Origin of the sequence: Phenylobacterium kunshanense, from assembly GCF_003254525.1 — a bacterium.
Classification (GTDB): Bacteria; Pseudomonadota; Alphaproteobacteria; order Caulobacterales; family Caulobacteraceae; genus Phenylobacterium; species Phenylobacterium kunshanense.
Genome location: NZ_QFYS01000001.1, coordinates 481,341 through 505,711, shown reverse-complemented (window position 1 = coordinate 505,711; position 24,371 = coordinate 481,341). Strand labels below are relative to the sequence as shown.

The window sequence follows — 24,371 nt, the reverse complement described above, 5'->3', positions numbered from 1 at the left end:
CAGTCTCCCACGGGTTGAAGAACGATCACGGGAGCGACGCATGGCGCGCGCACAGGCCGGGGCGACCGGTCGGCGGAAGGCCAATGGCGCGGACAAGACCGCGGCCGGCAAGGACGAACTGCTCAAATACTACCGGGACATGCTGCTTATCCGGCGCTTCGAGGAGCGGGCGGGTCAGCTCTACGGCATGGGCCTGATCGGCGGCTTCTGCCACCTCTATATCGGCCAGGAAGCCATCGCGGTCGGCGTCGAGGCGGCCAAGCAGCCGGGCGACGAGATCATCACCGGCTACCGCGACCACGGCCACATGCTGACTTGCGGCATGGACCCCCGAGAGGTCATGGCCGAACTCACCGGCCGGGCCGGCGGCTCGTCCAAGGGCAAGGGCGGGTCGATGCACATGTTCTCGACCGAGGCGGCCTTCTATGGCGGCCACGGCATCGTCGGCGCCCAGGTGCCGCTGGGCACGGGCCTCGCGCTCGCCAACTGGTACCGTGACGACGGCAAGGTCAGCTTCGCCTTCTTCGGCGACGGCGCCGCCAACCAGGGCCAGGTGTACGAGGCGTTCAACATGGCCGAGCTGTGGAAGCTGCCGGTCGTGTACGTGATCGAGAACAACCAGTACGCCATGGGCACGGCGATCCAGCGCTCGTCGTCCGAGACCCGGCTGCACAAGCGCGGCGCCTCGTTCGGCATCCCGGGCGAGGAAGTGGACGGCATGGACGTGCTGGCCGTGAAGGCCGCCGCCGAGAAGGCCCGCGCGCACGCCGCGTCGGGGCAAGGGCCGTACATCCTCGAGATGAAGACCTACCGCTACCGCGGCCACTCCATGAGCGATCCGGCCAAGTACCGGACCCGCGAGGAGGTGGACGAGGTCCGCAAGACCCGCGATCCCATCGACCATGTCGAGGAACTGCTGGAGAAGAACGGCTGGGCCGATGAGGCCACGCTGAAGGCCATCGACGCCGAGGTGAAGAAGATCGTCGCCGACGCCGCGGAGTTCGCCCGCACCTCGCCCGAACCCGAACCGTCCGAACTCTACACCGACGTCTACACGGAGCTCAGCGCGTGACCGACATCCTGATGCCGGCGCTCTCGCCCACCATGGAGGAGGGCACGCTCGCCAAGTGGTTCGTCAAGGTCGGCGATACGGTGAAGTCCGGCGACGTGATCGCCGAGATCGAGACCGACAAGGCGACCATGGAGGTCGAGGCCGTCGACGAGGGCGTGGTCTCCGAGATCCTGGTCCCCGAGGGCTCGGAAGAGGTGAAGGTCAACACCCCGATCGCCCGCCTGGGCGGCGAGGGTGGGGCGGCCCAGCCCGCGAAGGTCGAGGCGCCCCCCGCGTCGGCCGGAGACCCCGAGAAGCAGCCGCCGGAGACCGCCAGGCCCCAGCCGGAAGGCGAGGGCGTGGCCCCGGTGACGCCGAAGCCGGCCCTGCGGGATCCCGAGCTGCCGGAGGGCGTGAAGCTGGTGAAGACCACGGTCCGCGACGCCCTGCGCGACGCGATGGCCGAGGAGATGCGCCGCGACGGCGACGTCTTCCTGATGGGCGAGGAAGTCGCCCAATACCAGGGCGCCTACAAGGTGAGCCGCGGCCTGCTGGACGAGTTCGGCCCCAAGCGGGTGATCGACACGCCGATCACCGAGTACGGCTTCGCCGGCCTGGGCGTGGGCGCGGCGATGGCCGGGCTGAAGCCGATCGTCGAGTTCATGACGTTCAACTTCGCCATGCAGGCCATTGATCATATTATCAATTCGGCCGCCAAGACGCTCTATATGTCGGGCGGGCAGATCAAGACATCCATCGTCTTCCGCGGCCCGAACGGAGCGGCGGCGCGGGTGGCGGCCCAGCATAGCCAGGACTACGCCGCGTGGTACGGCCACGTGCCCGGCCTGAAGGTGATCGCACCCTACGACGCGGCCGACGCCAAGGGCCTGCTGAAGGCCGCGATCCGCGACCCGAACCCCGTGGTCTTCCTGGAGCACGAGATGCTCTACGGTCAGGAGTTCGACGTGCCGGAAGACGTCGACTGGGTCGTGCCGATCGGCAAGGCCAAGGTCCGCCGCGAGGGGACCGGCGTCACGCTGGTGGCCTATTCCCGCATGGTGGGTTTCTGCCTGCAGGCCGCCGAAGAACTGGCCAAGGAAGGGATCGAGGCCGAGGTGGTCGACCTGCGCACGATCCGCCCCATGGACATCGAGACCGTGGTCGAGAGCGTCAAGAAGACCAACCGCCTGGTCACCGTCGAGGAAGGCTGGGGGCCGATGGGCGTCGGCGCCGAGGTCGCGGCCAAGGTCACGGAACTCGCCTTCGACTACCTCGACGCCCCGCCGGCGCGGGTCCACCAGGAGGACGTGCCGCTGCCCTACGCCGCGAATCTGGAGGCGTTGTCGATGCCTTCGGTGGACCGGATCGTGAAGGCGGCCAAGGCCGTGAGCTACCGATGAGCGAAAGCCCCTTCACCTGGCGCGCGGGGGGCTGCCACTGCGGCGGCGTGCGTTTCGAGGCGGCCCTGCCGGCCACGGTGGAGGCGCAGACCTGCAACTGCTCCATGTGCGCCAAGACCGGCTTCGTGCACGTGATCGTGCCCGAGAGCCGCTTCCGCCTGACCAAGGGCGCGGACCGGCTGGCCGAATACACGTTCAACACCCGGGTGGCGAAGCACCTCTTCTGCTCGGAGTGCGGCGTGAAGAGCTTCTACCGGCCGCGATCCAACCCGGACGGCTGGAGCGTCAACGCCCGCTGCCTCGACTCGGTCGACGGCTTCGAACTCGTGATCGAGGCCTTCGACGGTCAGAACTGGGAAGCCAACGCGCATTCCCTGTCCCATCTCTCCAAGGAACCCGCATGACGGACGTCCTCATGCCCGCCCTGTCTCCGACGATGGAGGAGGGCACCCTCGCCAAGTGGCACGTGAAGGTCGGCGATACGGTGAAGTCCGGCGACGTGATCGCCGAGATCGAGACCGACAAGGCGACCATGGAGGTCGAGGCGGTCGACGAGGGCGTCGTCCGGGAAATCCTCGTCTCCGAAGGCTCGGAAGGGGTGAAGGTGAATACCCCGATCGCGCGGCTGGCCGGCGACGGCGAGACCGCCGCGCCTCAAACCTCTCCCGCCAAGGTGGGAGAGGGGGACCCGAAGGGTGGAGGGGGCGGTGCGGCCGCACCTGCGCCTGCCAAATCGGAGCCTGCGCCGGCTTCCAAGCCCGAGCCTGTCGCCACCGCCCCGTCCACCGCTTCGCGGTCCCCCTCCCCCGTGAACGGGGGAGGTTCCAGGATCTTCGCCTCGCCGCTCGCTCGACGACTGGCGGAGCAGAAGGGTGTCGACCTGTCGGCGGTCACCGGCAGCGGCCCGCACGGGCGGATCGTCAAGGTCGACATCGACAAGGCCCAGCCCGGCCAGGCCAGGCCCGCAGCCGCCGCGGCTCCGGCCGCCGCGGCGCCACGCCAGGCGCAGAGCCTGGAGCAGATGGGCATCCCGGCTGGCAGCTACGACCTGATCCCCCTGGACGGCATGCGCAAGACGGTAGCGCGGCGGATGACCGACAGCTTCCGCGACGTGCCGCACTTCCCGCTGACCATCGACCTGGAGATCGACGGCCTCTTGGCCGCGCGCACGCGGATCAACGCCCTGCTCGAGAAGGAGGGCGTGAAGGTCAGCGTCAACGACCTCGTCATGAAGGCGGCGGCCGTGGCGCTGAAGCGGGTGCCGGAGGCCAACGCCTCTTACACGCCCGAAGGCATCGCCATGCACCATCACGCCGACATCGCCATGGCGGTGGCCGTGCCCGGCGGGCTGATCACGCCCATCATCCGCGCCGCGGAGACCAAGGGTCTCGCCCAGATCGCCACCGAGGCCAAGGACCTCGCCGAGCGGGCGCGCAACAAGAAGCTGAAGCCCGAGGAATTCCAGGGCGGCACCTTTTCGGTCTCCAACCTCGGCATGTTCGGCATCAAGACCTTCGCCTCGATCCTCAACGAGCCGCAGGGCTGCATCCTGTCGGTCGGTGCGGGCGAGAAGCGGCCCGTGGTGCGCGGCGACAAGCTGGAGATCGCCACGGTGATGAGCGTCACCCTGACCTGCGACCATCGCGTGGTCGACGGGGCGACAGGCGCCCGCTGGCTGCAGGCGTTCAGGGCGCTGATCGAAGAACCGCTGACGATGATCGTCTGATCGAAGGGACGGGACGAAATGGCGAGCGTGTACGATTTCACGGCCGAAACCATCGACGGCCAGCCGGCGCCGCTGGCGGACTACCAGGGCAAGGTGCTGCTGATCGTCAATACGGCCAGCAAGTGTGGCTTCACGCGCCAGTATGCCGGTCTGGAGGAGCTCTACCGAAAGTACCGCGACCGCGGCTTCGTGGTGCTGGGCTTCCCCTGCAACCAGTTCGGCGCGCAGGAGCCCGGCGATGAGGAGGAGATCAAATCCTTCTGCTCGCTGACCTATGACGTGGACTTCCCCATGATGCGGAAGATCGACGTGAACGGCCCGACCGCGCACCCGCTCTACGTCTTCCTCAAGGGCCAGAAGAAGGGCCTGCTGGGCACCGAGGGGATCAAGTGGAACTTCACCAAGTTCCTGATCGACCGCTCGGGCAAGGTCGTCGACCGCTATGCGCCCACCGATGAACCCAAGTCGCTGGAAGGCGCGATCGAGGCTTTGCTCTGATGGCTGATGCGTTCGACGTCGTGGTGATCGGCTCGGGGCCGGGCGGCTATGTGACCGCCATCCGCGCCTCGCAGCTCGGCTTCAAGGTCGCCATCGTGGAGCGGGCCGAGCTGGGCGGCATCTGCCTCAACTGGGGCTGCATTCCCACCAAGGCGCTGCTGAAGTCGGGCGAGGTGTACGAACAACTCGACCACCTGAAAGACTTTGGCCTGTCGGTGGAGAAGCGCGGCTTCGACTTCGGCGCCGTGGTCGAGCGCTCGCGCAAGGTGGCGGCGCAGATGAATTCCGGCGTCACCTTCCTGATGAAGAAGCACAAGATCGAGGTGGTGCAGGGAAGCGCCCAGCTGGAAAAGGGCTCGCCCGCGCCGACCGTCGTGGTGGGCCAACGGAAGCTGACCGCCAAGCATGTGATCCTCGCCACCGGCGCCCGCGCCCGGACCATCCCCGCCATCGGGCTGGAGCCGGACGGCGAGCGCGTCTGGACGTACCGCGAGGCCCTGGTCCCCAAGGCGGCGCCGAAGTCGCTGGTGGTCATCGGGTCAGGCGCTATCGGCATGGAATTCGCCAGCTTCTACAGGGCGTTGGGCGCGGATGTTACGGTCGTCGAGATGATGCCGCGCATCCTGCCGGTCGAGGACGAGGAAATCTCCAAGGCCGCGCACAAGGTGTTCGAGAAGCGCGGGATCAAGTTCCGCGCGCCGGCCAATGTGAAGAAGCTCACGAAGACCAAGACGGGCGTGTCATTGGAGATCGAGGCGGGCGGCAAGGCCGAGACCCTGCAGGCCGATGTCGCCATCGTCGCGGTCGGCATCGTCGGCAACGTCGAGGACCTGGGCCTGGAGGCCCTGGGCGTCAGGATCGAGAAGACCCACGTGGTCACCGACGCGCACGGCGCGACCGGCGTGCCCGGGCTCTACGCCATCGGCGACGTGGCCGGTCCGCCCTGGCTGGCGCACAAGGCGAGCCACGAGGGCGTGCACTGCATCGAGCACATCGCCGGCCTGAAGCCGACCAACCTCACGGCGCCGATCCCCGGCTGCACCTACACGACGCCGCAGGTGGCGTCGGTGGGCCTCACCGAGGCGCAGGCGAAGGAGCAGGGGCTGGAGCCGAAGGTCGGCCGCTTTCCGTTCCGGGTGAACGGCAAGGCGGTGGCCGCCGGCGAACCGGACGGCCTGGTGAAGACCATCTTCGACGGCAGGACCGGCGCGCTGATCGGCGCGCACATGGTCGGCCACGAGGTCACCGAGATGATCCAGGGGTTCGCCCTGGCCATGACCCTGGAGGCCACCGAGGCCGAGATCCAGGCCACGGTCTTCCCGCACCCGACCATGAGCGAGGCGATGCACGAGGCCGCGCTCGACGCCTACGGGCGCGTACTGCACCTCTGAGGTCGCCCGCCGCAGCGGGCGAGGCTCACGCCGCCCGCTTGATCTCCGCGTCGACGATCCGCTGGAGGGCGACGTAGTCGGTCTTGCCGGTGCCCAGCACGGGGATCTCGGGCACCCGGATGATCTTGCGCGGCACGGCCAGTTCCGGCGCGCCGATCTGCTGGGCGTGGGCGAGCAGGGGCGCTGGCTCGGCGTCGCGGCGGTCGGTCACCAGGACCAGGCGCTCGCCCTTCTTCGGGTCGGGCAAGGCGACCACGGCGTGGCGGCAGTCGGGCCAGACGGCGGCGGCCAGGTCCTCGGCGGCGGTCAGGGAGACCATCTCGCCGCCCACCTTGGCGAAGCGCTTCACCCGCCCGAGGATCTTCACCCAGCCGTCGTCACTGATGGACACCACGTCACCCGTGTCGTGCCAGCCGTCGTTGGGAGGCTCGACGCCGCCGTCGGGGCGCAGGTAGCCGGACATGACGTTGGGCCCGCGCACCAGCAGCTTTCCGCCGCCGGGGATGCCCTCGACCGGCTCCAGGCGGGTCTCCATGCCGGGCAGCAGGGCGCCGACCGTGCCGCGGCGGTTGTCCCCGGGCTGGTTCACCGCGATCACGGGCGAGCATTCCGTCGCGCCGTAGCCCTCGAGCAGCGGGATCGGCCCGAACTTCTCGTGGATCAGGTTGTGGGTCTCGTCGCGCACCTTCTCGGCGCCGCAGACCACGAAGGTCAGGCCCGAAAGTTCGTCCTTCTCGGCCGAACGGGCGTACTGGTTGATGAAGGTGTCGGTGGCGAACAGCACGTTCGCCTTGGTGTCCTTCACCAGCGCCGGAATCTGCTTCACGTGCAGCGGCGAGGGGTACTGGAACGCCTTGAGGCCACTGAAGATCGGCAGCAGGGCGCCGCCGGTCAGGCCGAAGACGTGGAAGATCGGCAGCGGGTTGAAGAACACCCAGTTGGTGTCGAGCGCGATGTGCTGGGCGATCTGCCGGCAGTTCGACACAAGGTTGGCGTGGCTCAGCACCACGCCGCGCGGCGCGCCGAAGCTGCCCGATGTAAAGAGGATCACCCCCGGCTCGCGCGGGGAAAGGGGCGCCCGGAACTGCATCGGCAGGGCGCCGGCCGCGGCGGCGTAGAGCTTGTCGGCCAGGCCTACCGTGTTCCGAACGTCCTCAAGGTAGACCACGTTGGTCATGGTCTCGAGGGCGTCGATCAGGTCGTGCAGCTTGCCCTGCTCGACGAAGCGATGGGAGGTCAGCACCGTGCGCACGCCGGCCAGCTCGCAGGCCGCCTTCAGGTTCCGGATGCCGGCCGTGAAGTTCAGCATGGTCGGGACGCGGCCGAACGCGTGGAGGGCGAAGAACGTCACGACGCCGCCCGAGCTGGAGGGCAGCATGACGCCGACGCGCTCCCCCTTCCTCGTGAACGCGCTGATCTTCCGCCCCAGGGCGAACGAACCGCGGATCAGGTCGAGATAGGTGAGGGGATTGCGTTCCTGGTCCTCCAGGATCGGCTTCTTGGCCCCGTATTTCCGAGACGCCGCAATCAGGGCGTCAAAGATAGATGACTGCGCAGACGCGCTGTCGAACGCACGCAAGGGCGAACGCCTCCCAGTTTATCGTTGGGGGGGACCCTATAGGCGCCCGTCGGCGCTGAAAAGATCGGTAACTTGCCGTGAGGTCAGGCCCGCGGCGGCGTGCGCGCTTGATCCGGAGGCGCGGACGGACGATCTAGGGCCCATGGCCGTGGTCATCGACACCCTGGGCGCCAAGCGCCCGCGTCACCCCGAGAAGCAGTCGCGTCCGGACAGTCCGATCCTGCGCAAGCCCGAGTGGCTGCGCGTCCGCGCGCCCGGGGCGCCCGGCTACAACGCCACCAAGGAGATCGTGAAGGGGCACGGCCTGGTCACGGTCTGCGAGGAGGCGGCCTGCCCCAACATCGGTGAGTGCTGGTCGAAGAACCACGCGACCATGATGATCATGGGCGAGACCTGCACCCGGGCCTGCGCCTTCTGCAACGTGGCGACGGGCAAGCCGGACCCGCTGGACCCGACCGAACCGGCCCGGGTGGCGGACGCGGTCGCCAAGATGGGGCTGGCCCACGTGGTCATCACCTCGGTCGACCGCGACGATCTGGCGGACGGCGGCGCGGCGCACTTCGCCGCCGTGGTCCGGGCCATTCGCGAGGCCTCGCCTCAGACCACCATCGAGATCCTGACGCCCGACTTCCTGCGCAAGCCGCTGGACGCGGTCTACGAGGTGATCGAGGCGCGGCCCGACGTCTTCAACCACAACCTCGAGACCGTGCCGCGGCTGTACCTGCCGATCCGCCCGGGCGCCCGTTACTACAACTCCCTGCGCCTGCTGGAGCGGGTGAAGGAGCGCGACCCGCAACAGTTCACCAAGTCCGGCATCATGGTCGGCCTGGGCGAGGCCAAGGAGGAGGTGATGCAGGTCATGGACGACATGCGGTCGGCCGGCGTCGACTTCATCACCATCGGCCAGTACCTGCAGCCCACCCGCAAGCACGCGCCGATCGACCGGTTCGTCCATCCCGACGAGTTCAAGGCCTATGAGGAGATCGCCCGGGCCAAGGGCTTCCTGATGGTCTCGTCCAGCCCTCTGACCCGCTCGTCCCACCATGCCGGCGAGGATTTCGCCCGCCTGCAGGCGGCGCGGCGGGAGCGAGAGGCGAGGGCGTAGCGCCCGTGCATCACCACGTCTCCCGGGTTCTGCCCTACACTCCCGACCAGCTTTTCTCCCTGGTGGGGGACGTCGAGGCCTATCCCAAGTTCGTACCCTGGATCACGTCCATGCGGACGTGGAACCGGCGTGCGCTGGGCGAGGGCGTCGACAGCCTGGACGCCGAGGCGGGGGTGGGGTTCTCGTTCCTGAAGGAGCGCTTCGCGACCCGGGTCCATCGCGACGGGACCAACCGTCAGATCGACGTGAACCTGCTATCCGGTCCGTTCCGCAAGCTGACGAACCGCTGGCGGTTCCTGGAGGATCCGGCCGGGACGCGCATCGAGTTCGACATCGACTTCCAGTTCAAATCGCGGCTGCTGGAGGGGCTGCTGGCGGCCAATTTCCACCATGCGGTGGAGCGTCTGATGAGCTGCTTCGAGGACCGCGCTAGGGTGCTTTACGGCGCGACGTGAACGCGAGGAGCGCCAGCCCGACGATCAGCACGGCCGCGAGGGCAGGCAGTTCCTTCGCCGCGCCCACGGCCAGAACGCCCAGGAACAGCGCGGCGGTTAGAAGCGCCACGGGACCCCGACCGGGCAGGTTGAACTGCGCCGGCGGGGCGTCGGTCCGCCTGGAGAAACGCCAGAGCGCCACGCAACACAGCACATAGCCCAGGATGCGCGTGGCGGTGGCGAAGGTCAGGCTGCTGAGCAGGTCGCTCATCAGCGCCGAGCCGAACGCCAGCACGGAAGACACCGCAATCGCCAGGTGTGGCGTGCGCCATAGCGGATGCACCCGGCCCAGGCCTTCGGGAAGCTGGCCGCGCTCGGCAAGCGCAAGAAGCATGCGAGGCATGGAGAGGGTGATCACCAGGATCGTGCCGAGGATAACGGCGATGGCGCCGGCCGAGACCGCGATCTGGCCGACCGGGCCGAAGAGCTGGCGCCCTACCTCGGCGAGCGGGCGGTCCGTGGAGGCGGGGTTGTCCAGCACGCCGATGCACACCAGCAGGACGGCGGCGTAGGCGAGGGTGACCAAGGCCACGCTGCTCAGCAGGGAAGCCGGCACATCGCGGCGAGGTTCGCGCGCCTCGCCGGCGACGACCGCCGCCCGCTCGAAGCCTGAATAGGCGAACAGGTAGATCAGCACCGCCTGGACGAAGGTGACGGCGTCCGGGATGGGGGCGGGCTCGGCCAGCCGGTGCGGTTGAACGAACGCGGCCCCGGCCGCGAAGAAGCCGAGCACGAAACCCACCTTCAGGACGATCAGCACATTGCTGGCCCGTGCGGACTGGCGGATGCCGCGCAGCACGATCCAGGTGAACCCCAATCCCAGGGCGACAATCACGGCGGCCCGGGGGAGACCCGCGCCCAGACTGGGGACGAAGCCGGCGAGGTAGCTCACCAGCAGGTTGGCCAGGGTCGCCACCGAAAGAGCCTGGCTGATCCACAGCAGCCAGCCCACCGAGAAGGCCATCCAGCCGGGCAGGGCGGCGCGCGCATAGAGGTAGGGGCCGCCGGTGCCGGTGAAGCGGCTGCCAAGGTCGGCGAAGCACAGGATCAGAGGCAGCAGGATCACGGCGCTGACCGCCAGGACCGCGAAGCTCCATCCCCCTGCGAGGTCGAACACCTTCGCGGGTGCGGCCAGCATGCCCGCGCCCATCATGGCGTTCAGCAGGATGCCGACGAGGTCGCGCCGGCGAAGGGCCCTCAGAAGGTCTGGCGCGTCGCTCAGGCTAGCCGATCCCGCAGCATCTGCAGCGCCGCCTGCACAGCGGCGAGCTGAACCGCCTCACGCGTCTCGACCTCGAAGAAGTGTTCCTCGTGGATGATGCGCTGGTTGGAGCGGGCGGTGGCGATGTGGACGGTGCCCACCGGCTTCATCCGTGTGCCGCCGCCGGGGCCGGCGACGCCCGTGATGGCCACCGCGAGGTGGGCGTTCGAGGCTTCGAGGGCGCCTTCGGCCATCATCCGGGCCACCGGCTCGGACACCGCGCCCAGGTCGGCGATCAGGTCGCCGGGCACGCCCAGGATCTCCTGCTTGGCGCGGTTGGAATAGGTGATGAAGCCACGCTCGAACACGTCTGACGAGCCGGGGATCGAGCAGATCGCTCCGGCCACCAGTCCGCCGGTGCAGCTTTCCGCCGTGACGATCCGGAGCGAGCGCTCCCGCGCCTCGTCGATCAACAGACGGGCGAGCGTCACGATCTCCAGGTTGAACATCGACACTAAGTCCCCTTTACCGGGCGGGCCCAACCACAGAGCATCGCAGGTCCCTCCTGATCAAGACGATTCGAGACCCATGACCACGCTCGCAGACATGCCGGCCTCGCATCGCGCGCCGCCCGCGCTGTTCGCAGTGACCGTCTTCAGCAGCGCGGCGCTCGTCTTCGTCGTCCAGCCGATGGTGGCCAAGCTCGTGCTGCCGCTGCTGGGAGGGAGTTCCTCGGTCTGGAACACCTCGATGGCGTTCTTCCAGCTCGCGCTGTTGGCGGGGTATTTCTACGCCCACCTGCTGCAGCGGATTCCCACCGTCCGCGGCCAGGCGCTGACCCATGTGGCGGCCGTCGTGATCGCCGCCGTCGCGCTTCCATTGCGGGTAAACGGCCTGGCCGGCCCTCCGTCGTCGGAACATCCGAACCTTTGGCTGCTCGCGGTGCTGACCCTGTCGATCGGCGCGCCATTCGCGGTGCTTTCCGCGACCGCCCCGCTGGTGCAGGCCTGGCACGCGCGGACCATCGGGGCGGCGGAGGGCAAGGAGCCGTACGTCCTCTACGCGGCCAGCAACCTGGGCAGCCTGCTGGCGCTGCTGGCCTATCCGATCGCCGTGGAGCCGGCCTTCACGCTGCTGGGCCAGCGGCTGGGCTGGAGCCTCGGCTACGGAGTCTTCGTCCTGATCATCGGAGTCCTGGCGATCGCGGTCTCGCGGGTCCGGGCTCAAGCTGTGGAAGGGCAGGCGGCGGCCGCAACGCCCAAGCCGTCATGGCGCCAGCGGATCATATGGGTCCTCCTGGCGGCGATTCCTTCCAGCCTGATGCTGGGGGTGACCACCTACATCACGACCGACGTCGCCTCCGCGCCCTTCCTCTGGGTGCTGCCGCTCGCGCTTTACCTGACCACCTTCATCGTGGCGTTCCAGGACCGGCCCGCCATTTCGCCGACGCTGACGCTGACCCTGCAGGGCGCGGCGCTCGCGGCCTGCGTGGCGCTGCTGCCGTTCCGGGCGACGTTCTTCGGCCTCGTGCTGTTCGTGCACCTGGCGGCGTTCTTCCTGACCGCGCTGATGTGCCACCAGCGCCTTGTGGCCCAGCGGCCGGACCCCACCCACCTCACGGAGTTCTACCTTTGCCTGTCGCTGGGCGGGGTCGTCGGCGGAGGATTCAACGCCTTCGTGGCGCCGGTCATCTTCAATGACGTCTGGGAGTACCCGCTGATCCTGGCGCTGTCCTGCCTGGCCAGGCCCTGGGGCGTCCTCACCAAGGTTCCGATCGCGACGTGGGTGATGTTCGTCGTGGGGGTGGTCGCAGCCGTGCTGACGCCCATCGTCGTGACCTTCGCAGGGGCGCGGGTGACGACCGAATCCGTGGTCGGCGCCTTCGACCAGTCCGAGCTGTTCGACATGGGAATGAAGACGCTGCTGATCCTTGCGGTCATCTGCGCCTTCATGATCCGCCGCTACGCCCTGTTCTTCTTCGCGATCATCGCGGTGCTGTCCTACGCCTCGGAGGTCACGGCCGACCGCACCGACACGCGCGAGAGCTGGCGCAGCTTCTTCGGCGTCCTGAAGCGTTCCGAGACCTATGTCCCGAACATCGGCGGCGAGGTGAAGATGCTGGCGCACGGGACAACCCTGCACGGCGCCCAGGCGCAGGCCGACGCCTACCGGTGCAAGCCGATGGTCTACTACACTCCAAGCACGCCGATCGGGCAGGTGTTCACGACCAGGATTGCGGCCGCGCCAAGCCTGCGGATCGGCGCGGTCGGGCTCGGGACCGGGTCCGTGGCGGCGTACACCCGGCCGGGGGACCACCTGACCTTCTTCGAGATCGATCCCCTGGTCGTGAAGGTGGCCACCGACCCGAAGAACTTCACCTACACGACCGAATGCGCGCGGGGTCGGCTGGACTATGTGATCGGCGACGCCCGCCTGACCGTGGCCGATCAGCCCGACGCGAGCTTCGACATCCTCTTGATCGATGCCTTCTCGTCCGACGCCGTGCCGGCGCACCTGCTGACCGTCGAGGCCGTCCGCGGCTACCTGGCCAAGCTCAAGCCGGACGGCATCCTCATCCTGCACCTGTCCAACCGCAACCTGGACCTCCTTGGCCCCGCCCAAGCCGTCGCGCGGGCGGCGGGGGGCCATGGGCTGATCCAGACCTACCGCCCGGACAAGGAGCCCGAGGGCAGCTGGGAGTCTGCGGAGGACGCGGTCATCGTCGCCCGGAACCCTGAGGCGCTGGAGGCCTATGCGAGGTCGGGCAAGTGGAAGGCGGTGAATCCGTTCCTCGCCCGTCCCTGGACGGACGACTACACAAACCTCGCGGGCTCGCTCTACGCCAACCTCAAGGGGCGCTGGAGCTGGCTGCCCTAGAGCCTAGAGAGGCGTCTCCACCGTCACGACCGCCTGGGCCATCAGGCCCTCTTCGCGACCGGTGAAGCCCATGCCCTCCGTGGTGGTGGCCTTGACGCTCACGCGGTCGACCGGAAGGCCGAGCAGTTCCGCCAGCCGGGCGCGCATGGCGTCGCGATGTGGGCGGATTTTCGGTCGCTCGCAGATCAGGGTCACGTCCGCGTTCAGAATCTGTCCGCCCCGCGCGGCGACCAGGCCGACCGCGTGGCTCAGGAATCGATCGGACGAGGCGCCCTTCCACCGCGGATCGGAGGGGGGGAAATGTTCCCCGATATCGGCTTCGGCGATGGCCCCGAGCACGGCGTCGGTCAGCGCGTGGAGCCCGCAGTCAGCGTCCGAGTGCCCGATAAGACCAAGGTCGTGCTGGATGCGGATGCCGCACAGCCAGACCACGTCGCCGGGGCCGAAGCGGTGGGCGTCGACGCCGAAGCCGGTGCGGACGATGCGCCGGGCCCCGCAAAGCTGCTCCGCCAACACGAAGTCCTCCGGATAGGTGAGTTTCATCAGCAGCGGATCGCCGGGAACCATGGCCACCGACCCGCCGGCGCGCTCCATCACCGACGCGTCGTCGGTTGGCTCCTCGCCCGCCGGCCAGCGGCCGTAGGCGGTCTTGAGCTTCCCCAACCTGAACGCCTGTGGCGTCTGGGCGCGCCAGAGCCCGTCGCGCGGGACGGTTTCGTCGACGATCCCGTCGCCTCTCTTCAGGGTGTCCGGCACAGGAAGGGTCGGGATGGCCCCGTCGGCCACGTCCAGGGCCGCGAGCAGGCGTTCCACGTGGGTCCGCGTCACGAACGGACGGGCCGCGTCATGGATGAGGACCGGCTGGGTGGCGCCCGCCGACAGCGCTGCGAGGCCGGCCTGGACGGATTCGGCGCGCGTCCGACCACCGGCGACCGCCGTCCAGTTCGCCAGGCCCGCCAACGCGTCGTCGGCATGCCCGAGGCGATCGCTGGCGACGACCACGACGACTTCGCGAGCCCCGGCGGCCAGCAGCCCTTCGACCGACCAGCGCAGGATGGGGCGCCCGCCGAGGTTGCGCCATGCCTTGGGCTCGCCTGGGCCGGCTCGCAGGCCCTCGCCGGCGGCCACGATGACAGCGGAAAAACTCATGGGGTCCGTTTAGGAAACTGCGTCACGAAGCGCCAGCATTCCCGCTTTACGGCGCCGCAACATCGTGCCTAGAAATAGAGCAGTGGGAGCTGATTACAAAATGAGCAGTGCGCTCCGGGTCGGGGATGTAGAGGTTGGTGGACGGGTCTGGATCGCGCCGATGACGGGCGTGTCCGATCTCCCGTTCCGGCGGGCCGCGAGCCGACTGGGCGCAAGCTATGTGGCCACCGAGATGGTCGCCTGCGCCGAGTTCGCGAAGGGCCGGCCGGACGTGGTCCGCCGAGCAGCAGTCGGCGAGGGGCTGCCGCTGATGGTGGTCCAGCTCGTCGGCCGCAAACCCGAACTCGTGGCCTCCGGCGCGCGTCTCGCCGCCGAGGCAGGGGCCCAGATCATCGACCTCAACTTCGGATGTCCCGCGAAGGAAGTCACCGGCGCCCAGTCAGGGTCGGCGCTGATGCGCGAGCCGGCGCTCGCCGCCGAATTGATGGCCGCCGCGGTCGAGGCGACGGAGGTCCCGGTCACTGTGAAGATGCGCCTGGGCTGGGACGACCAGTCCCGCAATGCGCCTGAGCTCGCCGCGCGGGCGGAGCGGATCGGCGTTCGCGCGGTGACGGTGCACGGGCGGACTCGCTGCCAGTTCTACAAGGGGCGGGCCGACTGGGCGGCGGTGAAGCCGGTGAAGGAAGCGGTGAGCCTGCCGGTGATCGTCAACGGCGACATCGTGGACGGCGCCAGCGCCCGGGAAGCCCTGGACGCGTCCGGCGCCGATGCGGTCATGGTGGGCCGTGGCGTCTATGGCCGGCCCTGGATCGCGGCGCAGATCGAGGCCGAGCTGGACGGCAGGCCATTCGCCGAGCCCGACGCGGAAGCGCGGCTGTCGATCGCGGTGGCTCACCTCCGTGACAGCCTGGAATTCTATGGCGAACGCCTGGGATTGCGGATCTTCCGCAAGCACCTGGCCGCATACATCGAGAACGCCCCCCGGCCCGCGGATGCGCAGGCTCGGAGAGAGGCGCGCGCGGCGCTCTGCCGCCTGGAGGACGCCCGATCGGTCGAACGGGGGCTTGAGGCCCTCTGGACAACGCCCGACCGGAGACTGGCGGCATGAGTAGCAGTACGCGACTACAGGCAAGGGGGGCGGACGTCGGCGCCCTGAAGGCGGCGGCCTTCGAGCTCAGTCCCGACCCGGCGATGGTCGTCGACGCCGAGGGCGGGCTCGTCGCGGTGAATGAAGCCGCCGAGGCCTTGTTTGGCCAGGGGCTGGGATTGTTGTCGAGAGGACGATTCCGGGCCGCTCTGCCGCCGGGCTCGGCGCTGGTGTCGCTGCTGGACCGGGCGATCGACGAGGGGACGCGGGTCCGGGAGCGGGGACTGCAGATAAGTCTCTTCGGGCTGCCGCCCTTCGAAGCCGACGGCGCGGCCGCGCCGCTGGGCGACGGCTCCATCCTGCTCACTCTGACCGTCAAGAACGGCCTGGGCGTGGAGCGCAGCGCCCACGAGGCCGCCGGCCTGCGATCGCTGGTCGGTCTCGGACGCATGCTCGCCCATGAGATCAAGAACCCCCTGGCCGGGATCCGGGGCGCGGCCCAACTGCTGAAGTCGGGCGCGAAGGCGGAGGATGCGCCGCTTGCCCAGCTCATCGTGGACGAGACCGACCGGGTCCGCCGGCTGGTGGACCGGATGGAGGCCTTCTCCGACGACGCCCTGCCGTCGCTGGCGCCGATCAACATCCACCAGATCCTAGACCGGGTCCGGGCGCTGGCCGCCAACGGCGTGGCAGACGGGCTGGGCCTGAAGGAATACTACGACCCGTCGCTGCCGCCGGTGTCGGGCGACGAGGATCAGCTCATCCAGGTGTTCCTGAACCTGGTGAAGAACGCCGCCGAGGCCGCCCACGCCCGCGGGGACGGGCGCGGCGAGATCACCATCCACACCGCCTATCGTCACGGCGTGAAGGTGCGGTCGGCCAAGGGGCAGGTCCTGCGGGGCGCGCCGATCGAGGTCCGCATCCAGGACAACGGGCCGGGCATTCCGGAGCACATCCGCGAGAGCCTGTTCCAGCCCTTCGTCACGTCCAAGGCGAACGGCGCGGGCCTCGGCCTGGCGCTGGTCGCCAAGCTGGTCGCCGGACATGGCGGCCTGATCGATTTCGAGTCCGAGCCTGGCCGCACCGTGTTCCGCGTGCTGCTCCCGGTCGCCTCTCCTGAGGACGTTCACGAATGAATGCGGCTTCCAAGAAAATCCTGATCGCGGACGATGACTCCTCGATCCGCCTCGTGCTCAGTCAGGCCTTCACGCGACTGGGCTACCAGGTCCGAGCTACGGGCAACGCGACCACGCTGCTCAAGTGGGTGTCGGACGGGGAGGGCGACCTGGTCGTGACCGACGTGGTCATGCCCGACGAGAACGTCTTCGACGTGCTCCCCCGCATCAAGAAGCAACGGCCCAAGCTGCCGGTCATCGTGATGAGCGCGCAGAACAATCTCATCACGGCGGTGAATGCGGCCGAGGTGGGCGCCTTCGAATATGTCCCGAAGCCGTTCGACCTGGACGACATGACCTCGGCGGCGCGCCGGGCCCTGGCGCGCCCTGCCGACAGCGAGGCGTCGAAGGCCCAGGCCCGCGCGGTCCGGGACGACCGTCTGCCGCTGATCGGCCGCTCGGCCCCGATGCAGGAGGTCTATCGGACCATCGCACGGCTGGTTGGGGCCGACCTGACCGTTCTCATCACGGGCGAGAGCGGTGCAGGCAAGGAGCTGGTCGCCCGGGCGCTGCACGACATGGGGCGGCGGCGCGACGGGAAGTTCGTGGTCATCAACCTGGCCGCGACGCCGCGGGAGCGCGTCGAGACCGAGCTGTTCGGCAAGGACGATGGCGACTACGGCAAGCTGGTGGAGGCGGACGGCGGCACGCTGTTCCTCGACGAGATCGGCGACATGCCGCTCGACGCCCAGACGCGCTTGCTGCGCGTGATCGACGGGTCGGAGCCGGCGCTCAACCCCAAGACCGGCCGCCGGCCCAACGTGCGCATCATCGCCGCCACCAATCGCGATCTGCGGGCGCTCATCCAGCAGGGACTGTTCCGAGAGGACCTCTTCTTCCGCCTGAACGTCGCGCCCTTGAGGATCCCGCCGCTGCGCGATCGGGCCGAGGACATTCCGGACCTTGCCCGCGCCTTCCTCCTGCGCGCCAACCGCGAGGGCCTGCCGGCCAAGACTATCGACGCGAGCGCGCTGGAACGGCTGAAGCGGCACACCTGGCCCGGCAACGTCCGCGAGCTGGAGAACCTCGTCAGACGGATCTGCGCCCTCTACGGCGAGGACCTGATCACCGCCCGCATCGTCGAGAAGGAGCTCGCCGACCAGCAGCCGGTCGTCCAGGGTCATGAGGGGCCCGCGACGCTGTCGCAGCTCGTGGAACAGAAGCTGTCCGCCTACTTCGCCGACCAGCCGGACGGCATCCCGCCCGCGGGGCTCTACGACCGGGTGCTGGAGGAGGTCGAGCGACCCCTGATCCAGCTCACGCTCGCCGCGACGCGGGGCAATCAGGTGCGCGCGGCGGAGATCCTCGGGCTGAACCGAAACACCCTGCGCAAGAAGATTCACGACCTGGGCGTGGAGATGGCCAGGGGCCGGCGCTGACGCGGTCGCCAGTGGCCTCGTCCGCGAGCGCCACTGTGCATCCGCGCAACATAGCTGTTGATTTTGGAGCACAGCTCCCTAGGCTCCGGCGCCAATGGCGTTGCTTGCGCACCCCGTGTTCCGTCATCCGGCGCTTGCCCGGATCCGAAGCGCGCTGCAGTCCCGGGTCGTCCTAGGGGTCGGCTACGGGGTCGCCGCGGGCCTGACAGGGCTCGCCATCCTGCTGGCCGCCTCGCCCCCGGAGACAGGACCGCTCGGTCCTGCCAGTCAGCTCATCCTGACGCTGCTCGGGCTCAACCTGATCCTGATCCTGGGCCTGATGACCGTCGTCGGCCTGCGGGTGTTCGAGCTGCTCAAGGCGCGATCGAGCGATGCCGGCGCACGGCTGCACGTGCGGTTTGTCTTCCTGTTCGCGCTCGCGGCGGCCGCGCCCGCCGCGGTCGTGTTCCTGTTCTACGGCGTACTGGTCACCCGCGGCGTGGAGAACTGGTTCAGCGACCGCGTGCAGACGGTCGTGGAGAATTCGGCGACGGTCTTCCGCTCTTACGTGGAAGAGCAGAACCGCTACATGGTCGACCATGTGCTGCCCATGGCGCTCGACCTCAACCGTGAGGCCGCCGCGCTCCAGGCCGGCCCGGGCCGCGCGGATGGATACCTTTCGGCCCTGGCCGACTTCCACGGCTTTGCTGCGGCCTATCTTGTGGACCGCCAGGGTCGGATCCTCGCCCGTTTCGAACCGCAGGGCGCCCCGGGCTTCGTCGCGCCGAAGGCCTCGACGTTCGATGCGGCGGATGACGGCGATATCAGCGTGCCCGACTTCGCGGGCTCGGATGTCATGCGGGCGCTCTATCGCCTGCAGGCCTATTCGGACGTGTACCTGTATGTGGCGCGGCCGCTGGAGAAGGGGATCATCGCCCATCTCCGCGACGCCGAGGGGTCGCTCGTCTCCTATCGCGAGGTGGCCCAGAACCGCTCTCGTGTGCAGACGATCTTCGCCCTGAGCTATGCCGAGACGGCGATGCTCATGCTGGTCGGCGCGGTCTGGCTTGGCCTAGCCGCCGCCAACGCCATTTCGGGACCGATCGGGCGCCTAGTGCAGGCTGCGGGCCGGGTGGCGAGCGGAGATCTCGACGCCAGAGTCGACGAGGGGTCGGACTTTCAGGAAATCGCCGTGTTGTCCCGTGCGTTCAACAGCATGACGAGCGATCTTCAGGCGCAGCAGGAAGCCCTTCGGCGGGCGAGCGCAGAGGCTGAGGAGCGCCGCCAGTTCATCGAGACGGTGCTCGCCGAGGTCAGCGCGGGCGTGATCGGCCTCGACGCCGACGGTCGCATTTCGGTGGCGAACCGGCAGGCCGCCATCCTGCTCGACCTGCCCGAGGATCGGGGCCGCGGAAGGCCTCTCGTCGACGTGGCGCCCGAGATTGCAGAACTGGCCGCCGCGGGCCGGCGCGGCGACGCGGAGGACGAGATCGATGTGGCCCGGGGCCGGGACACCCGGCGGCTGCGCGTGCGCGCCAGCCAGAGCGAGGGCGGCCTCGTCCTGACCTTCGACGACGTCACCCGGCTGGTCGCCGCCCAGCGCAACGCCGCCTGGCGCGACGTGGCGCGACGCATCGCCCACGAGATCAAGAACCCGCTGACACCCATCCAGCTCAGCGCCGAACGGCTTCGTCGCAAGTATCGCAAGGACATCGCCGCGTCCGAGCTGGAGATCTTCGACCGCTGCACCGACACGATCATCCGCCAGGTTGGCGACATCGGCCGGATGGTGGACGAATTCTCGGCCTTCGCGCGCATGCCCGCACCAAAGTTCGCCCGGGTCGGCGCCGCGGAGCTGCTGCGCGCGGCGACGTTCGCCCAGCGTGTCGCGGCCCCGGACATCGCGGTCGAACTGGAAGAGCCGGCAGCCGACACCGAGCTCGTCGCCGACAGCCGGATGCTGGGCCAGGCGCTGACCAACGTGCTGAAGAATGCGACCGAGGCCATCGAGGCACGGAAGGCCCGTACGCCGCGGCTGAAGGGCCGGATCACCGCGCGGATGGTCATCGAGGATGGCTCGGCGGTCTTCGAAGTCGAGGACAATGGCGTGGGACTGCCGGCCAAGGACCGCGACCGGCTCACCGAGCCCTATGTGACGACGCGCGAGAAGGGCACGGGGCTTGGCCTCGCGATCGTCAAGCGCATCCTGGAGGATCACGGTGGGGAGCTGGAGCTGACTGATTCGCGCAGCGGGCAGGGGGCCCTGGCCATCCTGCGGCTGCCCGTGGCGCCGGTGGAGCGCGTCTCCAACCCAACCGACGCCGTATCGGCGTGACGAGGTGTACGATGGCGGCTGACGTTCTGGTGGTCGACGACGAGGCGGATATCCGCGAACTGGTCGCGGGGATCCTGACCGACGAGGGCTACGACGTTCGCACGGCGAACGATTCCGAAAGCGCGTTGCAGGCGGTGCGGGCGCGCAAGCCGGCGCTGCTCATCCTGGACATCTGGATGTCCGGGGGCGGCATGGACGGCCTGGAACTCCTCGACCTCGTCAAGACACTCGACCCCGACCTGCCGGTCGTCATGATCAGCGGTCACGGCAACATCGAGACCGCCGTCAGCGCGATCAAGCGCGGCGCCTATGAGTTCCTGGAGAAGCCGTTCAAGTCCGACCGCCTGCTGATGGTGGTGGAGCGGGCGCTGGAGACCAGCACCCTTCGTCGCGAGAACCGGCGGCTGCGCGCCCAGACGATCCAGCCCGAGGGGCTGCTGGGCAAGTCGATGGCGGCGCAACAGCTCCGACAGATGATCGCCAAGCTGGCCGGCGCGAACAGCCGTGTGCTGATTTCTGGTCCGCCCGGCGCGGGCAAGGAGACGGTGGCGCGTCTTATCCACACCTCCAGCCACCGTTCCCGCAACGAGTTCGTACCGATCAGCGCGGCCGGCATGACGCCGGAGCGGATGGACGTGGAACTGTTCGGCGAGGAGGGAGCGGGCGGCCGGCCCGCCAAGATCGGCGTGTTCGAGCAGGCCCACGGTGGGACGCTGTATCTCGACGAAGTGGCCGACATGCCTCGCGAGACCCAGGGACGCATCCTCCGCGTGCTGGTGGAACAGTGCTTCCGCCGCGTGGGGGGCGACGCCGACGTACAGGTGGACGTGCGCGTGATCTCGTCGACCTCGCGGGACCTGCGGGAGGAGATTTCCGCGGGGCGGTTCCGGGAAGACCTGTTCCACCGCCTCAACGTGGTTCCGGTCAACGTCCCCGGTCTGTCCGAGCGGCGAGAGGACATTCCGGAGCTGATCGAGGACTTCATCGTCCGCATCTGCGAGGCGTCGGGCCTGTCTCGTCGGCGCCTGTCGGACGATGCGCTGGCGATGCTCCAGGTTCGCGCCTGGCCCGGCAACCTGCGGCAACTCCGCAACAACGTGGAGCGGATGCTGATCCTGGCCTCCGGTTCGCCTTCGGAGCCGATCACCGCGGACATGCTGCCCCCCGAGGCGAGCGTGAACGAGCCGTCCACGTCCCTGGGGGCCGAGCGGATCATCGCCCTTCCGCTGCGCGAGGCTCGCGAGGTGTTCGAGCGCGAATACCTGAATGCCCAGATGCTTCGCTTTTCGGGAAATATTTCGCGTACAGCGGCCTTCATCGGCATGGAGCGATCGGCGCTTCACCGTAAGCTGAAGTCGCTGGGCCTATCGGGCGCCCGGTCCCTGGAAGCCGAGGAGGTCTGAGCGTGGGGCGCATCGCCTATGTGAACGGCCGCTTCGTGCCGAAGCGCGACGCCATGGTCCACATCGAGGACCGCGGCTATCAGCTTGCCGACGCGGTCTACGAGGTGTGGGCGCTGTTCGACGGCCTGCTGGCTGACCCCGAGGGGCACTTCGCCCGCCTCGAACGGAGCCTGGCGGAACTGCGCATCTCCATGCCGATGAGCCGCAGGGCTCTGACCCTGGTGCTCAAGGAAGCGGTGCGCCGGAACCGGGTCCGCGAAGGCCTCGTGTATCTCCAGGTCAGCCGTGGCGTCGCGACGCGGGACCACGCCTTCCCGACCACGCCGGTCGCACCGTCGGTGGTCATCACCGTCAGCCGGGTGGACCGCGCGGCCACCGAGGCCCGCGCCGCCAAGGGCGTCGGGGTGGTGACGACGCCGGAGAACCGCTGGGGCCGGTGCGACATCAAGACGGTGGGCCTGCTGCCCAACGCCCTGGCCAAGCAGAAGGCGCGCGAGGCTGGCGCGGTCGAGGCGTGGTTCATTGACGACCTGGGATTGGTGACCGAAGGCGCGTCATCCAACGCCTGGATCGTGGACCAGGACGGCACGCTGCGGACCCGCGACACGAACGCCAACATCCTGCGTGGCGTCACGCGCCTGTCCCTCCTCGATGTGGCGCGCGAAGCCGGCCTGAAGGTCGAGGAGCGCCCCTTCACACCCGACGAGGCCTTGAAGGCGAAGGAGGCCTTCATCACCGGGGCGGGGAGCCTCGTGCTGCCCGTGGTGTCGGTGGACGGAAAGCCAGTGGGCGACGGCGCGCCGGGGCCGGTGGCCATGAGGCTTCGTCGCCTCTATATCGAGCGCGCGAAGGCGACGGCGATCTGATCCACGTCTCCCGCGATTGCAACCGCCGCGAATTGCGGCATAGCGTGACTCCTGTGTGTGGGCGGATAGCCGCCCGATCAAAACGAAAAGGCGGAAAGCCGTGAGCGACAAGAAACAGAACCTGCAGGACACCTTCCTCAACAGCGTGCGGAAGTCGAAGACGCCGCTCACCATCTTCCTGGTGAACGGGGTCAAGCTGCAGGGCGTGGTGAGCTGGTTCGACAACTTCTGTGTGCTGCTGCGCCGGGACGGCCAGTCGCAACTCGTGTATAAGCACGCCATCTCCACCATCATGCCGGCTCAGCCCGTGCAGCTCTATGAGCCGGCCGACGACGAGGCCGATTGAGCTCTTCGAAGTTCGTAGACCGGGAGGCGCCCGTCCAGGGCGCTCTTGTCATCCATCCCGACCGGGAGGGGCGCGGGACCGCGCGCCACCCTGAGGCGCGTCTCGAGGAGGCCGCCGGGCTGGCGCTGGCCCTCGATCTCGAGGTCCGCGAGGCGATGATCGTCACGCTGCGGAAGCTGACCCCCGCCACCCTGTTCGGCGCGGGCAAGGTGCAGGAGATCGCCACCCTGGTGGAGGTCGAGGAGTTGGACGTCGTCGTCGTCGACGACGCGCTGACTCCGGTGCAGCAGCGGAACCTGGAGAAGGCCTGGAAGGCCAAGGTCATCGACCGGACCGGGCTGATCCTGGAGATCTTCGCCCGGCGGGCCCGCACGCGAGAGGGGCGGCTGCAGGTGGAACTGGCCCGCCTGAGCTACGAGCGTTCGCGCCTCGTGCGGACCTGGACGCACCTTGAGCGGCAGCGTGGTGGATTCGGGGTCATGGGCGGCCCGGGCGAAACCCAGATCGAGACCGACCGACGCCTGATCGCCGACAAGATCGGCAAGCTGAAGCGCGAACTCGAGGAAGTCCGCCGGACGCGAACGCTCCAGCGGTCGGCCCGCCGCCGCGTTCCGTTCCCGAGCGTGGCGCTGGTGGGCTACACCAATGCCGGCAAGTCGACGCTGTTCAATCGCCTGACCCGCGCCGAGGTGCTGGCCGAGGACATGCTCTTCGCCACCCTCGATCCCACGCTTAGGTCGCTGAAGCTGCCGGATGGTCGTCCGGCGATACTGTCCGACACCGTGGGATTCATCTCCGACCTGCCGCACGAGCTGGTCGAGGCTTTCCGCGCCACCCTGGAGGAGGTGCGAGAGGCCGACGTGGTCCTGCACGTGCGCGACATCGCCAGCGAGGAGAGCCAGGCCCAGGCGCAGGATGTGCGGGCGGTCCTGGGGCGGCTCGGCATCGACATGGACGAGCGCCGGATCCTGGAGGTGTGGAACAAGGCCGACCTCCTGCCCGACGAGGAACGGGAAGACCTGGTCCGGGACGCCGGCAAGGCGAACCCTCCAGCCGTGGTCGTCTCGGCCGTGACGGGCGAGGGTTGTGAGGCGCTTCTGGCCGCGGTCTGCGGGCTCGTGGATGAAGCGCCGCCGATCGACGTGACGACGCCTGCCGGCGAGGGCGCGGCCGTGGCCTGGCTGTACCAGCACGGCCGCGTGATCGAGCGAGACGAGACCGAGGACGGCGGCGTGCGGATGTCGGTGAGCCTGACCGCCCAGGCGCTGGGCCAGTTCGAACAGCTTTTTCCGCAGGCGGTCGTCGGCGCGCGATAAGCGGTCGCTGACGA

At 68.8% G+C, this 24,371-nt stretch carries 21 protein-coding genes; 17 read left to right on the top strand and 4 right to left on the bottom strand.

Annotated elements, in window-relative coordinates; genetic code table 11:
• Positions 1 to 40 precede the first annotated feature (40 nt).
• From pdhA to lpdA, 6 genes are read left to right on the top strand one after another with little or no spacing between them, the layout of a single operon-like run.
• Entirely contained in the window at positions 41 to 1,072 is a 1,032-nt protein-coding gene (gene pdhA, locus DJ019_RS02600) for a pyruvate dehydrogenase (acetyl-transferring) E1 component subunit alpha (protein WP_111274414.1), read from the top strand.
• Positions 1,069 to 2,451, top strand: a complete 1,383-nt coding sequence (locus DJ019_RS02595) for a pyruvate dehydrogenase complex E1 component subunit beta (RefSeq protein ID WP_111274413.1) — start codon at positions 1,069 to 1,071, stop codon at positions 2,449 to 2,451. Before pdhA ends, DJ019_RS02595 begins: the two co-directional genes overlap by 4 nt.
• Positions 2,448 to 2,855, top strand: a complete 408-nt coding sequence (locus DJ019_RS02590; RefSeq protein WP_111274412.1) for a GFA family protein — start codon at positions 2,448 to 2,450, stop codon at positions 2,853 to 2,855. Before DJ019_RS02595 ends, DJ019_RS02590 begins: the two co-directional genes overlap by 4 nt.
• Complete coding sequence (locus DJ019_RS02585) at positions 2,852 to 4,177, top strand: pyruvate dehydrogenase complex dihydrolipoamide acetyltransferase (protein WP_111274411.1); 1,326 nt, start codon at positions 2,852 to 2,854, stop codon at positions 4,175 to 4,177. The genes DJ019_RS02590 and DJ019_RS02585 overlap by 4 nt, the downstream gene beginning before the upstream one ends.
• 18 nt (positions 4,178 to 4,195) lie before the next feature.
• The gene (locus DJ019_RS02580) at positions 4,196 to 4,675 is read left to right on the top strand and encodes a glutathione peroxidase (protein WP_111274410.1); all 480 of its coding nucleotides are present in this window, start codon (positions 4,196 to 4,198) and stop codon (positions 4,673 to 4,675) included.
• Complete coding sequence (lpdA, locus tag DJ019_RS02575) at positions 4,675 to 6,066, top strand: dihydrolipoyl dehydrogenase (protein WP_111274409.1); 1,392 nt, start codon at positions 4,675 to 4,677, stop codon at positions 6,064 to 6,066. Before DJ019_RS02580 ends, lpdA begins: the two co-directional genes overlap by 1 nt.
• 25 nt (positions 6,067 to 6,091) lie before the next feature.
• Here the strand turns inward: lpdA and DJ019_RS02570 are convergent, their stop codons facing one another.
• On the bottom strand, positions 6,092 to 7,645 hold the full coding sequence (locus DJ019_RS02570; protein ID WP_111274408.1) for an AMP-binding protein: 1,554 nt from the start codon (positions 7,643 to 7,645) through the stop codon (positions 6,092 to 6,094).
• Between the two features lie 142 nt (positions 7,646 to 7,787).
• Here DJ019_RS02570 and lipA point away from each other — a divergent pair, with 142 nt between their 5' ends.
• A complete protein-coding gene (gene lipA / locus DJ019_RS02565) occupies positions 7,788 to 8,750 on the top strand; it encodes a lipoyl synthase (RefSeq protein ID WP_111274407.1) in 963 nt (320 codons plus the stop codon).
• Between the two features lie 5 nt (positions 8,751 to 8,755).
• A complete protein-coding gene (locus DJ019_RS02560) occupies positions 8,756 to 9,205 on the top strand; it encodes a type II toxin-antitoxin system RatA family toxin (protein WP_111274406.1) in 450 nt (149 codons plus the stop codon).
• On the opposite strand, the gene DJ019_RS02555 is transcribed toward DJ019_RS02560, so the two are convergent.
• A complete protein-coding gene (locus DJ019_RS02555; protein ID WP_338066058.1) occupies positions 9,180 to 10,409 on the bottom strand; it encodes an APC family permease in 1,230 nt (409 codons plus the stop codon). The genes DJ019_RS02560 and DJ019_RS02555 overlap by 26 nt on opposite strands.
• A gap of 53 nt (positions 10,410 to 10,462) precedes the next feature.
• Positions 10,463 to 10,954 carry a CinA family protein gene (locus DJ019_RS02550; RefSeq protein WP_111274404.1) on the bottom strand — a complete coding sequence of 164 codons (492 nt, stop codon included), beginning with the start codon at positions 10,952 to 10,954 and terminating at the stop codon, positions 10,463 to 10,465.
• A 79-nt stretch (positions 10,955 to 11,033) separates the two neighbouring features.
• Here DJ019_RS02550 and DJ019_RS02545 point away from each other — a divergent pair, with 79 nt between their 5' ends.
• Positions 11,034 to 13,322, top strand: coding sequence for a fused MFS/spermidine synthase (locus tag DJ019_RS02545; RefSeq protein ID WP_111274403.1), 2,289 nt, complete (start codon positions 11,034 to 11,036; stop codon positions 13,320 to 13,322).
• A gap of 3 nt (positions 13,323 to 13,325) precedes the next feature.
• Here DJ019_RS02545 and DJ019_RS02540 read toward each other — a convergent pair whose 3' ends face one another.
• Positions 13,326 to 14,471 (bottom strand): bifunctional 2-C-methyl-D-erythritol 4-phosphate cytidylyltransferase/2-C-methyl-D-erythritol 2,4-cyclodiphosphate synthase, encoded by a 1,146-nt coding sequence (locus tag DJ019_RS02540; RefSeq protein WP_111274402.1) that lies wholly within the window; start codon positions 14,469 to 14,471, stop codon positions 13,326 to 13,328.
• A 100-nt stretch (positions 14,472 to 14,571) separates the two neighbouring features.
• Here DJ019_RS02540 and dusB point away from each other — a divergent pair, with 100 nt between their 5' ends.
• From dusB to hflX, 8 genes are all read left to right on the top strand, one after another.
• Complete coding sequence (dusB, locus tag DJ019_RS02535) at positions 14,572 to 15,579, top strand: tRNA dihydrouridine synthase DusB (protein ID WP_111274401.1); 1,008 nt, start codon at positions 14,572 to 14,574, stop codon at positions 15,577 to 15,579.
• Positions 15,576 to 16,694, top strand: coding sequence for a two-component system sensor histidine kinase NtrB (locus tag DJ019_RS02530; protein ID WP_111274400.1), 1,119 nt, complete (start codon positions 15,576 to 15,578; stop codon positions 16,692 to 16,694). The genes dusB and DJ019_RS02530 overlap by 4 nt, the downstream gene beginning before the upstream one ends.
• Positions 16,691 to 18,112, top strand: a complete 1,422-nt coding sequence (gene ntrC / locus DJ019_RS02525) for a nitrogen regulation protein NR(I) (protein WP_111274399.1) — start codon at positions 16,691 to 16,693, stop codon at positions 18,110 to 18,112. The genes DJ019_RS02530 and ntrC overlap by 4 nt, the downstream gene beginning before the upstream one ends.
• Before the next feature lie 94 nt (positions 18,113 to 18,206).
• Positions 18,207 to 20,426, top strand: a complete 2,220-nt coding sequence (locus DJ019_RS02520; protein ID WP_111274398.1) for a sensor histidine kinase — start codon at positions 18,207 to 18,209, stop codon at positions 20,424 to 20,426.
• An 11-nt stretch (positions 20,427 to 20,437) separates the two neighbouring features.
• Entirely contained in the window at positions 20,438 to 21,829 is a 1,392-nt protein-coding gene (gene ntrX / locus DJ019_RS02515; protein ID WP_111274397.1) for a nitrogen assimilation response regulator NtrX, read from the top strand.
• A gap of 2 nt (positions 21,830 to 21,831) precedes the next feature.
• Entirely contained in the window at positions 21,832 to 22,695 is an 864-nt protein-coding gene (locus tag DJ019_RS02510; protein ID WP_111274396.1) for a D-amino-acid transaminase, read from the top strand.
• Between the two features lie 100 nt (positions 22,696 to 22,795).
• On the top strand, positions 22,796 to 23,041 hold the full coding sequence (gene hfq / locus DJ019_RS02505; RefSeq protein WP_111274395.1) for an RNA chaperone Hfq: 246 nt from the start codon (positions 22,796 to 22,798) through the stop codon (positions 23,039 to 23,041).
• Complete coding sequence (hflX, locus tag DJ019_RS02500; RefSeq protein WP_111274394.1) at positions 23,038 to 24,357, top strand: GTPase HflX; 1,320 nt, start codon at positions 23,038 to 23,040, stop codon at positions 24,355 to 24,357. The genes hfq and hflX overlap by 4 nt, the downstream gene beginning before the upstream one ends.
• Positions 24,358 to 24,371 lie beyond the last annotated feature (14 nt).

Coding starts and splice junctions, on each gene's coding strand:
- pdhA (WP_111274414.1), top strand. CDS start 41: ATGGCGCGCGCACAGGCCGGGGCGACCGGTCGGCGGAAGGCCAATGGC.
- DJ019_RS02590 (WP_111274412.1), top strand. CDS start 2,448: ATGAGCGAAAGCCCCTTCACCTGGCGCGCGGGGGGCTGCCACTGCGGC.
- DJ019_RS02585 (WP_111274411.1), top strand. CDS start 2,852: ATGACGGACGTCCTCATGCCCGCCCTGTCTCCGACGATGGAGGAGGGC.
- DJ019_RS02580 (WP_111274410.1), top strand. CDS start 4,196: ATGGCGAGCGTGTACGATTTCACGGCCGAAACCATCGACGGCCAGCCG.
- lpdA (WP_111274409.1), top strand. CDS start 4,675: ATGGCTGATGCGTTCGACGTCGTGGTGATCGGCTCGGGGCCGGGCGGC.
- lipA (WP_111274407.1), top strand. CDS start 7,788: ATGGCCGTGGTCATCGACACCCTGGGCGCCAAGCGCCCGCGTCACCCC.
- DJ019_RS02550 (WP_111274404.1), bottom strand. CDS start 10,954: ATGTTCAACCTGGAGATCGTGACGCTCGCCCGTCTGTTGATCGACGAG.
- DJ019_RS02545 (WP_111274403.1), top strand. CDS start 11,034: ATGACCACGCTCGCAGACATGCCGGCCTCGCATCGCGCGCCGCCCGCG.
- DJ019_RS02540 (WP_111274402.1), bottom strand. CDS start 14,471: ATGAGTTTTTCCGCTGTCATCGTGGCCGCCGGCGAGGGCCTGCGAGCC.
- dusB (WP_111274401.1), top strand. CDS start 14,572: ATGAGCAGTGCGCTCCGGGTCGGGGATGTAGAGGTTGGTGGACGGGTC.
- DJ019_RS02530 (WP_111274400.1), top strand. CDS start 15,576: ATGAGTAGCAGTACGCGACTACAGGCAAGGGGGGCGGACGTCGGCGCC.
- ntrC (WP_111274399.1), top strand. CDS start 16,691: ATGAATGCGGCTTCCAAGAAAATCCTGATCGCGGACGATGACTCCTCG.
- DJ019_RS02520 (WP_111274398.1), top strand. CDS start 18,207: ATGGCGTTGCTTGCGCACCCCGTGTTCCGTCATCCGGCGCTTGCCCGG.
- ntrX (WP_111274397.1), top strand. CDS start 20,438: ATGGCGGCTGACGTTCTGGTGGTCGACGACGAGGCGGATATCCGCGAA.